Origin of the sequence: Actinoplanes sp. CA-252034, from assembly GCF_050956125.1 — a bacterium.
In the GTDB taxonomy this organism is placed as follows: Bacteria; Actinomycetota; Actinomycetes; order Mycobacteriales; family Micromonosporaceae; genus Actinoplanes.
Window position 1 is genome coordinate 10,666,567 of sequence record NZ_CP191846.1, and the last position, 11,991, is coordinate 10,678,557.

The 11,991-nt window shown below is 68.9% G+C and carries 10 protein-coding genes; 4 read left to right on the top strand and 6 right to left on the bottom strand.

Features of this window, described 5'->3' with window-relative positions; genetic code table 11:
* Positions 1–274: 274 nt before the first annotated feature.
* Positions 275–1,315, top strand: coding sequence for a hypothetical protein (locus tag ACQPZW_RS48305; RefSeq protein WP_433792678.1), 1,041 nt, complete (start codon positions 275–277; stop codon positions 1,313–1,315).
* Here ACQPZW_RS48305 and ACQPZW_RS48310 read toward each other — a convergent pair.
* On the bottom strand, positions 1,277–2,050 hold the full coding sequence (locus tag ACQPZW_RS48310; protein WP_433792679.1) for a CPBP family intramembrane glutamic endopeptidase: 774 nt from the start codon (positions 2,048–2,050) through the stop codon (positions 1,277–1,279). The two genes, ACQPZW_RS48305 and ACQPZW_RS48310, sit on opposite strands and share 39 nt — an antisense overlap.
* 107 nt (positions 2,051–2,157) lie before the next feature.
* Between ACQPZW_RS48310 and ACQPZW_RS48315 the strand changes: the two genes are divergently transcribed.
* The gene (locus tag ACQPZW_RS48315) at positions 2,158–3,267 is read left to right on the top strand and encodes a globin domain-containing protein (protein ID WP_433792680.1); all 1,110 of its coding nucleotides are present in this window, start codon (positions 2,158–2,160) and stop codon (positions 3,265–3,267) included.
* Positions 3,268–3,274: 7 nt separating this feature from the next.
* On the opposite strand, the gene ACQPZW_RS48320 is transcribed toward ACQPZW_RS48315, so the two are convergent.
* Entirely contained in the window at positions 3,275–4,804 is a 1,530-nt protein-coding gene (locus ACQPZW_RS48320) for a peptide deformylase (protein ID WP_433792681.1), read from the bottom strand.
* Between the two features lie 332 nt (positions 4,805–5,136).
* On the opposite strand from ACQPZW_RS48320, the gene ACQPZW_RS48325 reads away from it, so the two are divergent.
* Positions 5,137–5,919, top strand: a complete 783-nt coding sequence (locus tag ACQPZW_RS48325) for a hypothetical protein (protein WP_433797868.1) — start codon at positions 5,137–5,139, stop codon at positions 5,917–5,919.
* A 199-nt stretch (positions 5,920–6,118) separates the two neighbouring features.
* Here the strand turns inward: ACQPZW_RS48325 and ACQPZW_RS48330 are convergent, their stop codons facing one another.
* Entirely contained in the window at positions 6,119–8,095 is a 1,977-nt protein-coding gene (locus ACQPZW_RS48330; RefSeq protein ID WP_433792682.1) for a hypothetical protein, read from the bottom strand.
* Positions 8,096–8,371: 276 nt separating this feature from the next.
* On the opposite strand from ACQPZW_RS48330, the gene ACQPZW_RS48335 reads away from it, so the two are divergent.
* The gene (locus ACQPZW_RS48335) at positions 8,372–9,085 is read left to right on the top strand and encodes a class I SAM-dependent methyltransferase (RefSeq protein ID WP_433792683.1); all 714 of its coding nucleotides are present in this window, start codon (positions 8,372–8,374) and stop codon (positions 9,083–9,085) included.
* 50 nt (positions 9,086–9,135) lie between these two features.
* Here ACQPZW_RS48335 and ACQPZW_RS48340 read toward each other — a convergent pair whose 3' ends face one another.
* From ACQPZW_RS48340 to ACQPZW_RS48350, 3 genes are all read right to left on the bottom strand, one after another.
* Positions 9,136–9,666, bottom strand: a complete 531-nt coding sequence (locus ACQPZW_RS48340; protein WP_433792684.1) for a YbhB/YbcL family Raf kinase inhibitor-like protein — start codon at positions 9,664–9,666, stop codon at positions 9,136–9,138.
* Between the two features lie 324 nt (positions 9,667–9,990).
* Positions 9,991–11,007 carry a C40 family peptidase gene (locus ACQPZW_RS48345; protein ID WP_433792685.1) on the bottom strand — a complete coding sequence of 339 codons (1,017 nt, stop codon included), beginning with the start codon at positions 11,005–11,007 and terminating at the stop codon, positions 9,991–9,993.
* Positions 11,008–11,240: 233 nt separating this feature from the next.
* Positions 11,241–11,864: a DUF4352 domain-containing protein gene (locus tag ACQPZW_RS48350; RefSeq protein ID WP_433792686.1), complete on the bottom strand. Its 624-nt coding sequence runs from the start codon at positions 11,862–11,864 to the stop codon at positions 11,241–11,243.
* Between the last annotated feature and the right edge of the window lie 127 nt (positions 11,865–11,991).

Consider the following 11,991-nt stretch of genomic DNA (forward strand, 5'->3'; position numbering starts at 1 on the left):
TGGACCCTCAGCCGCGAGCGATTCCGACGAGCCGCCCGCCACGGTGAAGCCGCGAGACACTACAGAGCCACGGGCCACAGCCAAGCCGCGGGCCATAACCAAACCGCGGGCCACCGCAGGACCGCTGGTCACGACCACGCCGCAAGCCACCACAGAGCCGGCGGCCACGACCACGCCGCAAGCCACCACAGAGCCGCTGGTCACAACCACGCCGGAGGCCATGACGGAGCTGGCGGCCACCACAGCCTCTGGGACCTCAGCCGAATCTGGCGAATTGACGCGTGCGAGCGAGCCGCCCGAATCCACGGCCGCCGCCAAGCCGATCGTCCCGAATGCGGCGGAACGCGCGACCAAGAAGGCGGCGCCGGTAGCGAACGCCACAGCAGCAACGAAGGCGACGCCGCCCAAGAGGACCACGCCGGCCAAGAAGGCAGCGCCTGCCGACAAGACCGCGCCAGCCAGGAGGGCAGCCCCGGCCCCGAGGGCGACGGCTGCGAAGACGGCCCCACCCGCGAAGAAGGCCCTGCCCAAACCGCTCCCGGTCAAGAAGGCGGCTCCAGCGGCGGACTCGCCCGTCGAGAAGCCGTCGGCGGCGCCTTGGACACCGCCGCAACTGCACGTGGTGCCACCGCCGGCGGAACCGGTCGCCGCGGAGCCGGCACTGGCCACGGCAGGGGGCACCGGCGAGACGCAGGGGAGGGAGGAGCCGGGACCGGACAGGCAGCCGGCGGCCGAGGTCCGCCCGGTGACGGCTCTGCGTGTGGTCGCGGCTCGCCAGGATCGGCGGCGTTCGGACTCGATCGGGGAGCAACTGCTGGCGGAGCCGGCCCGTACCCCCGAGATCCTGGCCCACGCCTTGGTGCAGACTCTCGGCCCTCGCGCGCGGGCCTGGGCCGGTGATGTCCGTTCGATGTATCCGACCGCATCGCGGGAGGCCTTGGCGAGGCTGGCCACGCAGCGGTTCACCCGCTCGGCGGGACTGCGTGGCGGCGCTGGCGCGCTGGCCGGCCCGTACGCCCCGATTGCTCTCGGCGCGGCCACCGTGATCACGCACGCCGAGATGGTGTTGCACCTCGCCGCGGTCCATGGTCTGGATCCGACGGACCCGGAGCGTGCCGCGGACCTGTTGCGGCTGGTCAGTCCGGGTGTGGGGCCGGTTGTGGGCTGGGCGGCGCTGAGCCTGGCGACGCCGGGGGTGCGGCTGTTGGCCGGGTTCCTGAGCGCCCGTGTGACGACGGAGATGGTCGCGGTGCGGGCCCGCCGGTATTACGCGCAGCTAGATGGAGAGCCAGGTCAGCCAGGAGTCGGGGAGTAGTTGGTACCCGACGAAGGCGACGATGTCGAGCAGGCTGTGGGCGACGATCAACGGCATGAGCCGCTTGGTTCGTAGGAAGAACACCGCGAACACGACGCCCATGATCGCGTTTCCGATGAAGCCGCCGAATCCCTGGTAGAGGTGGTAGGAGCCACGCAGGACGGCGGACGCTGCGATGATCCACACCACTGGGTGCTCCAGGGCCCGGAGTCGGGTGATCAGGTATCCGACGACGATGACCTCTTCGAGGACCGAGTTCTGGATCGCGGAGAGGATCAGCACGGGCACCGACCACCAGTACGGTTCGAGTCCGGACGGCCTGATCTGCGCGTTGATGCCGAGTTGTAGCGCCGCGTACACGAGGAGCAGTCCGGGCAGGCCGATGCCGGCCGCCAGTAACGAGCCCCAGCCGATGTCGTGGCCGGGCCGGCGGTAGTCGATGCCGAGCTCCCGCGGCCCGATCCGGTCCTTGGCGAGTAGGAAGAACGCCAGCGCCACGGGGATGAGAGCGAAGAAGATCCCGAGCATCTGGTACGTGAGATCCAGATAGATGCGGGGCGAGACTGTCGGGTTGAGCGTGGTGGTCTGCTGCGCGAGTGGCTTCTCAGCGGTGAGTTTCGCGGTCAGCGACACGATGGAGTAGACCGCGGACTGCCCGAGGGACAGCAACAGCACGATGGCGATCTCGGCCCTGTAACGCGGACGGGTGGTCTGCTGCTGTTCTTCCACGGTCACCCCGCCACTCTAGGCGAGGCATAAATGCGCCCATTTCGCCATGCGACACACCGCCGTCGCACTTAGGGTGCGTCGTGTTCCCGACTGTGCTGACCACCCTGAATGGCATGGGAGACCTCGCACGCATGCTCAAGGAGAGCTGGAGCCTCGTCGAGGAACATCAGGACAAGGTGGCCGGCTATTTCTACGCGCGGATCTTCCTGTCGTATCCGGATCTGCGTGATCTGTTCCCGGTGCAGATGGATGTGCAGCGGGCCCGTCTGCTGAACGCGATCGTGACGGCGGTGCAGACGCTGGAGGATCCGGAGAAGTTCGACGAGTACCTTCGGGCGCTCGGGCGCGACCACCGCAAGTTTCACGTGGAACCAGAGCACTACGAGGTGGTCGGCGGGGCGCTGATCGAGTCGATGCGGGCGTACGCGGGCGAGCACTGGGGTGTCGAGTACGACCAGGCGTGGGCCGACGCGTACGCGGTGATCGCCTCGAAGATGCTGGCCGGAGCGGAAGCGGATCCGAACCCGCCGTACTGGTACGGCGAGGTGGTCGCGCACGAGCGCCGGTCCCGGGACATAGCGGTCTTCACCGTGCTGCCGTTGCAGCCGCTGGACTACCGGGCCGGGCAGTACGTGAGCATCGAGTGTCCCCGCTATCAGCCGCGGCTGTGGCGCACCTACTCGCCGGCCAACGCGCCCCGGCGGGACAACACCCTGGAGTTCCACGTGCGGGCGGTGGGCGCGGGCTGGGTGTCGAGCGCGCTGGTCCGCCGGCTCCAGGTCGGCGACATGATCAAGCTGGCCGCCCCGATGGGGACAATGACGCTGGACCGAAGATCGACCCGGGACGCCGTCTTCGTGGCCGGCGGCACCGGGCTGGCCCCGATCAAGTCGTTGCTCGAGGAGCTCACCCGGTACAACCGGACCCGGTGGGTGCACGTCTTCTTCGGCGCGCGCAATCGTGAGGACCTGTACGACCTGGCCGACCTGAACCGGCTGGCCGCCCGCTATCCGTGGCTGTCGGTGGTGACGGCGTGCAGCGACGATCCGACGTTCCCCGGCGAGCAGGGCGACATCTCAGACGTGGTGGCGAAGTACGGCCCGTGGAAGGAACACGACTTCTTCGTCTCCGGCTCGGGCCGCATGGTGCGCTCCACCCTGAAGAAGCTGTCCGAGCTGCAGATCCCCTCCGTCCGGATAAAGTACGACAGCTTCTCCGACTGAGGAGGCGCTAGTAGTCCCAGGGCCGTCCGGTCTGCTGGTACTGGGCGACCGGGATCAGCTTGGCGTCGGCCTCCATCCGGTCCACGTAGAGCCGCCCCTCCAGGTGGTCGATCTCGTGGCTGATCAGCCGGGCCAGCGCCCGCTCGAAACTGGTGACCACCCGCGTCCCGTCGAACCGCGCGTGCTCCACATCGATCCGCAACGGCCGCGGCACCAGTCCGCGGTAGTCGAAGAACGACAGACAGCCCTCGTACTGCTCGTCGCACTCCGCGGACTCACCGACGACCCGCGGGTTGAGCAGGACCACCGGGTCGATGTCGCGTTCCGGTGGGCGGACCACGGCGGCCGCCACCGGCACCCCGATCTGCGGCGCGGCGAGGCCCACGCCTTTGCTGAACTCGTGCAGGTCCTCCAGGCGGCCGAGCGAGGTGAGCAGCCTGGTGACCGCGTTCCGGGCGGCGGCGCCCTCGCGGGGTAGCTGGAAGTGGCGGGCCCGCTGCCGGAGCAGGTCGGATCCGCGCTGGATGATGCCGATGCCACGCATCCGGTGCGAGGCCCTCGGCAGGGCCGGCTCGGGCGGCCCGGTCTCCTCGTAGACCGGCGCGTCGGCGCCGCGGTACCGCCATTCCAGCCGGTACCGCGCGTTGAGCAGGGGTGCGTCGGTTGACCACTCGAAAATGGCACGACCTCCCTCGATGCGGCGTTCCAACGGGGTACGGACGGGCACCTCAGCGGCGAGGGACGCCTCCACACCCCAGACCTGGGGCTCGAAGATCTCGGGGAAGTTCAGCCGGACGGTGAGCGACCGGGTGGGCAGGCGGACGGCGCGCTGGAACCACTGGCCCCACTTCTCCTCGCCGACCGTGTACGCGTACTCGATGACGGTCCGCTCGCCGGGATAGAGCGGGAACTGGCCGCGCCCGTTGGCGAACATCAGCCAGATCTCCTTGGACGCGTCCCGGTCGAGCTTGACCCGCCAGATCATGGTCTCGGCCGCGTCACCCTCTCCGGCGAACGCGTTCACGTCCATCTCGTCGAAGGTGAGCGGGTTCTCCCGGTGGTGGCGGTTGGAGCCGGCCGGGTCGTGCGGGTAACGGTCCACCGAGATCTTCGCGAGGTAGCGGGTGACCGGTTCCACACCGGCGTTGTAGAGCCATCGCTGGACGCGGCAGCGGTAGGCGCCGTCGGTGTAGGCGAGCTCGGCGACCTCACGCTCGACGATCAGGCCGGTGCCGGGCGGCAGCCACTGGACCGGCACCGGAGGGTCGCGGTGCGGTCCGGTGGTGCGGGCGTGACGGAGTTCGTCGTACTCCTGGAATCTCTCCCAGATCGCGCCGCCTGCGCTGAGCACCGCTTCGGCCCGGCGAGCGAAGTCCTCGGTGGGTTTGTGCCGGCGCCCCTCGACGTGACTGACGTAGGAGGGATCGAAGCCCATGCGCGCGGCCAGCTGCTTCTTCGTCATCCCGCGCTCGACCCGCCATTGCGCAAGCGCCGTGACGAATTGATCTGCGGCCCTGTCGATGGGCGAGGTGGTCATCACGGATGTCCCCTTCGCGACGGCATGTTCAGTGTCGCTGGGATCTTGTGTCACCAAGGAGCTAGTAGCGCGTTGCCGACAGATACCTTGACGAATCCGGCAGCGGATCAACGCTACGTAAAGTAAGCATTACCTTGGGCATTCGCCCGAAAGATCCCGTGGACCAGTGTGGTTAGGCTACCCTTAACCGGGTACCGTGGGATGCCACGAGCCATGCCGCTCCACAAGAGCGGGCTCGTCCCATTGGTTGAGCAAGCTCATCCGCGAGGAGTTGTTGCGGTGACTCAGCGACGAGTGCCGCGGGTAGGCGACCGCCCGTGACCAGCATCACCATGGAGCTCACGCAGATCCGCCCCCGGCCCCTGGCGCCGGTCACCGCGACCCTGCGCGCCATGTTCGGCACCAGCACCGAGCTCCCCGGAGTCGCCCCCGACCTGGTGGTCCGCGACCTGGCCGGCTGGACGCCCACGGCACGGCTCGCCGACGTGCACCTGGACACCCTCCTCGATGCCGCGCGCCGCCGCTGGGACGCTCAGCCGCACGCCGCCGCCGCGCTCGCCTGGAAGGCGTACACATACTGGCTCGCGCTCCCCGCCGTCCTCGGCTGGGCCTCGGCGCGACGGGTGCCGTTACTCACCGCCACCGACACCCTGATGCGCTTCGACGACCCGCGCCCGCTGATCACCATCGGTCTGCGACCTGGCATCCCGATCGCCGTCCTGCCCCACGACCCGCTGGCCTTAGCCGGACTCCCCCAGGTCAAGGTCGTCGCCGACGAAGCGGCCCTGCTGACCGAATTCCGCCGCAGCCTCCTCGACCACCACCTGACGCCGCTGCTCGACGCCATCCACAGCCGAGTCCGACTCGGCAAACGCACGCTGCTCGGCTCCCTCGCCTCCGGCGTCGCCTACGGCGTCCTGCGCTCCGCCGACGCCGTCCCCGGCTCCTCCGCCGACACCATCGACCGCCTCCTCGGCGCGCTCGGCGTCCGCGACCTGATCGAGCTGCACCCCGGCCACCAGGGCAAACTCGAAGTACAGCGCAAGACCTGCTGCCTGGCCTTCACTCTGCCGCGCCCCAAGGTCTGCCCGGGCTGCTGCATCAAGACCCCTTAGAGGTACGACACACGCACGGCCCCGTGGCATCCACGCGAGCAGGGCGGCAGCCGGAGACCGCAGCGCGGCCGCCGGGCTGAATGCGGTGGTCACCGAGGTGGCGTCCACAGATCTCACAGGCGACCTGGGCATGCCCGCATCGATCAACGACTACGGGCCGGGCGTGATCGCCCGGCCCGTCACGTCATCGCGGTAGGTGTCAGTAGGGCTCGCCGCCGGCGACGACCGCCTCCGGGTCGTCGACCAGGTGCCGGACGTCCCAGACCCAGACGCCCCCGGTCCAGGTCGGGCGGAACCCGAGCAGGTCGGACATGGTGCGGAGCATCTCGATGTCACGGGTCTGCGGGGTCAGCACGACCACGGCCGCCTTCCAGAACCGGAGGTCGGCCAGGGCCATCTCACGGCGGGTGTCGTTGATCTCCGGGATCGGGTTGCCCTGCTTGATCGAGACGATCAGGCCGCTCGTCGGGCGCCACGGCGGCGCGAACATCGCGGTCCGGTCCTGGGGGTTCTGCGGGTTCTGGGCGGGGAGCAGCGCGTACGCCCCGGCGATCCGCAGATCCTGGCCGGTCTCGGCGGCCCAGCGCAGCGGATCCGGATAGACGTTGTCGGGCAGCGGCAGGGCGACCATGGTGTGCCGGTCGTCGACGTAGGTCCGCCAGGCGCCCGAGGTGATGAACGGGGGAACCGGGTCCATCGGCACCGTGGCCAGCGGCTTCGGGATCAGCGGGACGAGTGCCATCGCGACCGCGGTGATCATCGCCACCCGGATCGGGCCCCGGGACGCGGGCTGACTGCGGATCATGTCGGCCGCACGCTGACAGCCCAGGGCGAGGACGATGCCGACGAGCGGGGCGATCGCCATGGCCCAGCGGGTCGGCACCGCCGAGTCGAGGACCGGGATGCTGTGCAGCACGGACCAGATTCCGGGGTATCCGGTGTCCACGCCGTTGAGCACGATGTTGGGCCCGAGCGACAAGGCCGCGAAGAGCAGCGCGATCCCGCCGATGACCAGCACCGCCACCGAGCGGCGGAGCCAGATCAGCAGTCCGGCGAAGAGGACGATCAGACCCCAGCCGAAGAACGCGTTCTCCTCCGCCGGGTTCTGGGTGAGGCGGCTGGCGATCGCGGCGTCACCGGCCACCGAGTGCCGGGAGTACGCGGCGAACGACGCGAGGTCGGCGCCGAAGGCCCGAACGTACTCGGAGAGACCGTGATAGCTCTGCGGACCGAAGAACTGGACGCTCAGCGGGTAGGCGAGCGCGGCCAGAGTGGTGGCCGCGGTGACTCCGAGCGCCCGCAGGAACGCCGTCGCCTCGCCCGGGTGGCCGCGGCGCCGGACGGCCGCCATGACCACGCAGAAGAAGCCGAGACCGACGGCGGTCATGAAGAGGATCTCGAGGTTGATGAAGGCCTGCCAGACCAGCAGGCCGGCCAGGATCAGCCCGTTCCGTAGGGCCCGGCCACGGACCCGGAGCTCCAGGGTGCGCCAGATGATCAGCGGGACGAGGAACTGCGAGACGATGTTCGGGTGCCCGCCGGCGTGCGAGACCATGCTCGGCGCGAAGGTGCAGAAGAGCGCCCCGACCCAGGCCGCTGCCCGAGATGTGACGAACCTACGCGAGAGCACCAAATACCACGACGCGCCGGTGAATGCCAATGCGCCGGTGAGAAATACGTTGAACGCCACATGCGGACCGAACAGAAGAGTGATGGGCGTCAGTGGCAAGGAAACGGCCAAGACCGAGGTGTTGGCCATCATGTTCACCCCGTCGGGGTAATTCATCCGGTCCGAGAAGAACGGATAGACGCCATCAGTGAGCACGCGTGCACCGTGCGCCAGCATCCACTCGAAGAAAGCCTGATCCTGCGGATCATCACGCAGTTCATGATCAAGATTGAGCCACAAAGGGGCGGTCAGGTAGAGCGCCACGGCGAGAAGACTCACCAGGGCAGCAGCGTCCCGCCACGTGAGCCAGCGGCGCCGTGAAGGGCTTCCCACCTGCTCTTCGACGGTCTCGACGGCGGGCGCCACAATGGCCGGCGCGGCCACCGCGACACTTGCCCCGAGGGCTATCAGCTCCGCGTCCAGGTCGTCGTCGGCGGTCACTTGGCGCGGCGGCAGAACGTTCTCGCCGGTCGACTGGCCTGTCGAGTCAAAACCCGTAATCGTCATAGCATCGGCCACCCTAACCGAGGTTTACGAGAAGCCAGCGGTGTGCGCCCCAGGCGTGATAGAGCCGATATGTACGCGTGTTTTCCGCGTGTCCGAGGAGGCGACCGACCCGTGAACTCCCAGCGGGGTAAGCCGCACGAGTACCCGGCGCGCCATGTCTCAATCAGGCCAAAAAATCGGTGGTGACCAGCGGTCAACTTTCGGATAGGCGCGGTAGATGGTTAACTTCAGCGGTCCCGCTGTCACTCAGATCGGCAAGACGAGGGAACCTCACCTATGGCAGACATCACTGGAGACCAGCGGATCCAGTCCGAAGTGCTCGAAGGCCTCGCCACCGCGGTGAACCACCGACGGTGGTTCGTGGAGCTCGCTCTCCCGCATCTGGGAGACAACCCCATCGAGATCGGCAGCGGTCTCGGCGACTACGCGATCGAGTGGGCCGAGCACCTGCCGAAGTTCACCGCGACCGAGGCTGACCCCGACCGGCTCGTCCTGCTCAAGGAGCGGATGGCGGAGTACCCGAACATCGATGTGAAGCAGATGCTGCTCCCCGTCGAGAACCCCGCGGGTGAGTACAGCGCGGCCGTCTCCTACAACGTGCTCGAGCACATCGAGGACCATGTCGGCGCGCTGCGCAGCATGAAGGAGCTGGTCCGCCCCGGCGGCAAGGTGATCATCATCGTGCCGGCGTTCATGTTCGCGATGAGTCAGGTCGACATCGCGACCGGGCACATCCGCCGCTACACGAAGAAGACGCTGAGCGCCGCCTTCGTCGAGGCCGGGCTCGAGATCGAGAAGGTCCACTACGCGAACGCGCTGGGTCTGCTCGGCTACTACACCGCGACCAGCATCTTCAAGCTCGCCCCGAAGGAGGGGCCGATGGTGAAGGTGTATGACTCGGTGGTGCTGCCGGTGACCAAGGCCGCCGAGCGGATCGTCCGGCCGCCCTTCGGTCAGTCGGTCTTCTGCGTGGCCCGCTCGCCCCGCTGATACCTCTCGATCAGGCCGCCGGCGTCATGCCGGCGGCCTTTTCGTATGCCTCAGGCGCGCACCTGATAGGTCGGGCGGATGGTCGCCCGCGCCACGGTGTGGAACGCCAGATTGAAGCCGACGTAGGCGGGTGACGCGTCCGGCGTCACCTCGAGACGGTCGACGTCGATCGCGTGCACCGCGAACACATACCGGTGGGGGCGGTCGCCAGGCGGCGGCGCCGCGCCACCGTAGGCCCGGTCGCCGTAGTCGCTGCGCACACAGAACGCACCCTCCGGCAACGGCTCCACGCCACGCTCCAGCGACGTCACCGACACCGGCAGGTTGACCAGGACCCAGTGCCAGAAGCCGCTCCCCGTCGGCGCGTCCGGGTCGAAGCAGGTGACCACGAAACCGCGTGTCTCGGCCGGGAACCCGGACCAGGAGAGCTGCGGCGACAGATTCTTACCACCGACGCTGGTGTGCACGTAGAGCTCGTCGAGAGGCTGCCCGTCCGTCACGTCCGCGCTGGTCACCGTGAAAGACGGCACCGGTGGCAGGACATCGTAGGGATCGGGCGCCGTGGCGCGGTCAAGACTCATGCTGGGCCTCCGGCGGCATGCTCATGGAAACTGATCCGGTTTTCCCACGCTGGGCAGAGACTAACCGTTCGACGTGTCGAGCGCCTTTCGTCCCCATTGCCGTGCGTGGTCACTCGTACGGGTAAACGCACAGGTGGTGCGCATGAGTCGAGCCGTCCTCGGTAATGCTTCTGTCAGACATCCGACCGGGTGCGTGCGGCAGAGATCCCCGCGCCTGGTTGTGATCGGCCGTCGTACTGCTACGGCAGCGATGGTCAGCGAGTCGGCACCCGTCAGGTCATGGCGGGTGCTGACTGCTGTTCGGCCCCGTTGTACGGCCCGGCCTCAGTGCAGCCGGGAGACCGACAGCCCTCGGTACACCTTGCGGTAGACCACCCCGGTACGGCTGTTCCCCGCGTCGATCATCATTCCGCGGCCCATGTAGATGCCCACGTGCCCGCGCCCGACCACCAGATCGCCCGGACGGGCCTGCGAGCGCGCCACCGACCTGGCCCGGCGAGCCTGCCCTCCGGACGAGTGCGGGAGATTCAGACCGGCCTTCGCGTACGCCCGCTTGGTGAGCCCTGAGCAGTCGAAGCCGCCCGAGCCCTCGCCGCCGGGGACGTACCGCTTGCCGACCTGTGCCCTGGCGTAGGCGATGACCGCACGCATGTCCCGGGAGCCGGCGGACGCCCCGAGCCGCCGCACCGTGGTGCTGCGTGTGCTCCGGCGCACCGATCCCCGCTCCGGCATGCTCACACGCCTCTGCTGGACGGCCACCCGCCTGCTGAGCGGTCGTGCCGCCTGAACGCGGGTGGCCGGGCGCACAGCGCGCCGAGCGACCTGACGAGCCTCCACGGTCCTGGCGGCCCGCCGAACCTCCGCGGGTTGGGCGGCCTGACGGACCTCGGCCGGGCGGGCGGCCTGGCGGACCTCCGCGGGGCGGGCGGCCTGACGGACCTCCGCCGGGCGGGCGGCCTGACGGGCCAGGAAGGCGGGACGGCGGGAGATCGGCGACGGGCGTACCCGAACGGACGGCCGTGCGGTGACGACCCTGCGTGGGAGAGCGCGGGACACCCGTTCGGCGGCTGCCGCGCGCGCCTCCATCCCGTCACGTACCGGCGCCGCCTCGAACCCGGCGTCGAACCGGAGTTCGCGGAGCCGGTTCCACGGCGCCTGGCCCGTGTCCGGCGCCGCGGCGCCGAGCTGTCGCGTCTGGATCTCCGCACCCAGCGGATGATCCGCGAGATCCGGTGTGACCGGCAGGACCCGGAGCGGTGTGCTGACCGTCTCCGTGCCGTGCTCGGACTGCTCTGGGGCCGGTGCGATGACGGCCAGCGCAAGCGCGCCGGCGGTCAGCACCCGCCGGGTGGACGAACCGTGCAGTGTTGCCTCCGAAATAGGCCCGGGGCACTCACGCGAATCCCATCCCAACGTGGCCGATGCTGCCTGCCACGTTTATGCCGCCGTCGAAGGCGGGCAATGGGAACCCGGACAACCGTGCATATTCCGTGGACCATGCCAACACAACATCGAATCCGCCGGGGCATGATTCACATAATTGATCCCCGATCACGAACCGATAAAGGTTGCGTTCAGCGCGGTTCGGGCAACACCACGCGCACACCCGGAGTGAATCCGGCGCCGGTCAGCGTGGCCTCACTCAAGTGCACGTCAGAGGGCACGTCGAAGGGCAGGACACCGGTCACCGTCTCACCTGGCGGAACCTCGGTGAGCAGTGACGAACCGCCGTCGTTGAGAAACTCCGCGGCCTGTTCCGCGACGGCGTAGGCTACCCCGTTGGTGTCGCGGACACGTTGCGCGCCACTGTCGAACAGTTTCGGCTCCCCGCCGTTGTTCGTCACCTCGACGTCGAGTAGGCAGAATTGCCCGGCCGCCTTCTGCCCCGTGTCCTCGGGGCCGATCGTCGACACCCCGCATCGCAGGCCGGTCACCTGGAAACCGAATTCGACGGTGGGCGCGTCGGCGGGGTCGGCGACGGTCACCACGACGGTGTCGGGCGTGGTGACGATCGCCCACACGCCGAAGCCGATCAGCGCGGCGGAGGAGACGACGCCCCCGGCGATCCAGCGCCTGATCCGCCGCCGGTGCGCGGCGGCCTCGTCCCGGCGTGACCGGGCCCGGCGGGTGGGCGCCTGACGGGTGGGGGCTCGGCGTGCTTCGCGGGCGGGCGCGGAACGGTGTGGTGCGTACGTCACGGTGTCCCCCAGCGGTCGGATGCAACGCGCCCGGATGTCGGACGCGCTGTCCGTCCATGCTGGGGATGGTGTGGCCGGATGCAGCCGCGACTCGCCGCATATCGGACCTTATCCGGCATATGGCTTC

Bases quoted from the DNA above. Each gene is read 5' to 3' on its own strand.
- ACQPZW_RS48315 (WP_433792680.1), top strand. From the start codon at position 2,158: ATGGGAGACCTCGCACGCATGCTCAAGGAGAGCTGGAGCCTCGTCGAG.
- ACQPZW_RS48325 (WP_433797868.1), top strand. From the start codon at position 5,137: ATGGAGCTCACGCAGATCCGCCCCCGGCCCCTGGCGCCGGTCACCGCG.
- ACQPZW_RS48330 (WP_433792682.1), bottom strand. From the start codon at position 8,095: ATGACGATTACGGGTTTTGACTCGACAGGCCAGTCGACCGGCGAGAAC.
- ACQPZW_RS48320 (WP_433792681.1), bottom strand. From the start codon at position 4,804: ATGACCACCTCGCCCATCGACAGGGCCGCAGATCAATTCGTCACGGCG.
- ACQPZW_RS48335 (WP_433792683.1), top strand. From the start codon at position 8,372: ATGGCAGACATCACTGGAGACCAGCGGATCCAGTCCGAAGTGCTCGAA.
- ACQPZW_RS48340 (WP_433792684.1), bottom strand. From the start codon at position 9,666: ATGAGTCTTGACCGCGCCACGGCGCCCGATCCCTACGATGTCCTGCCA.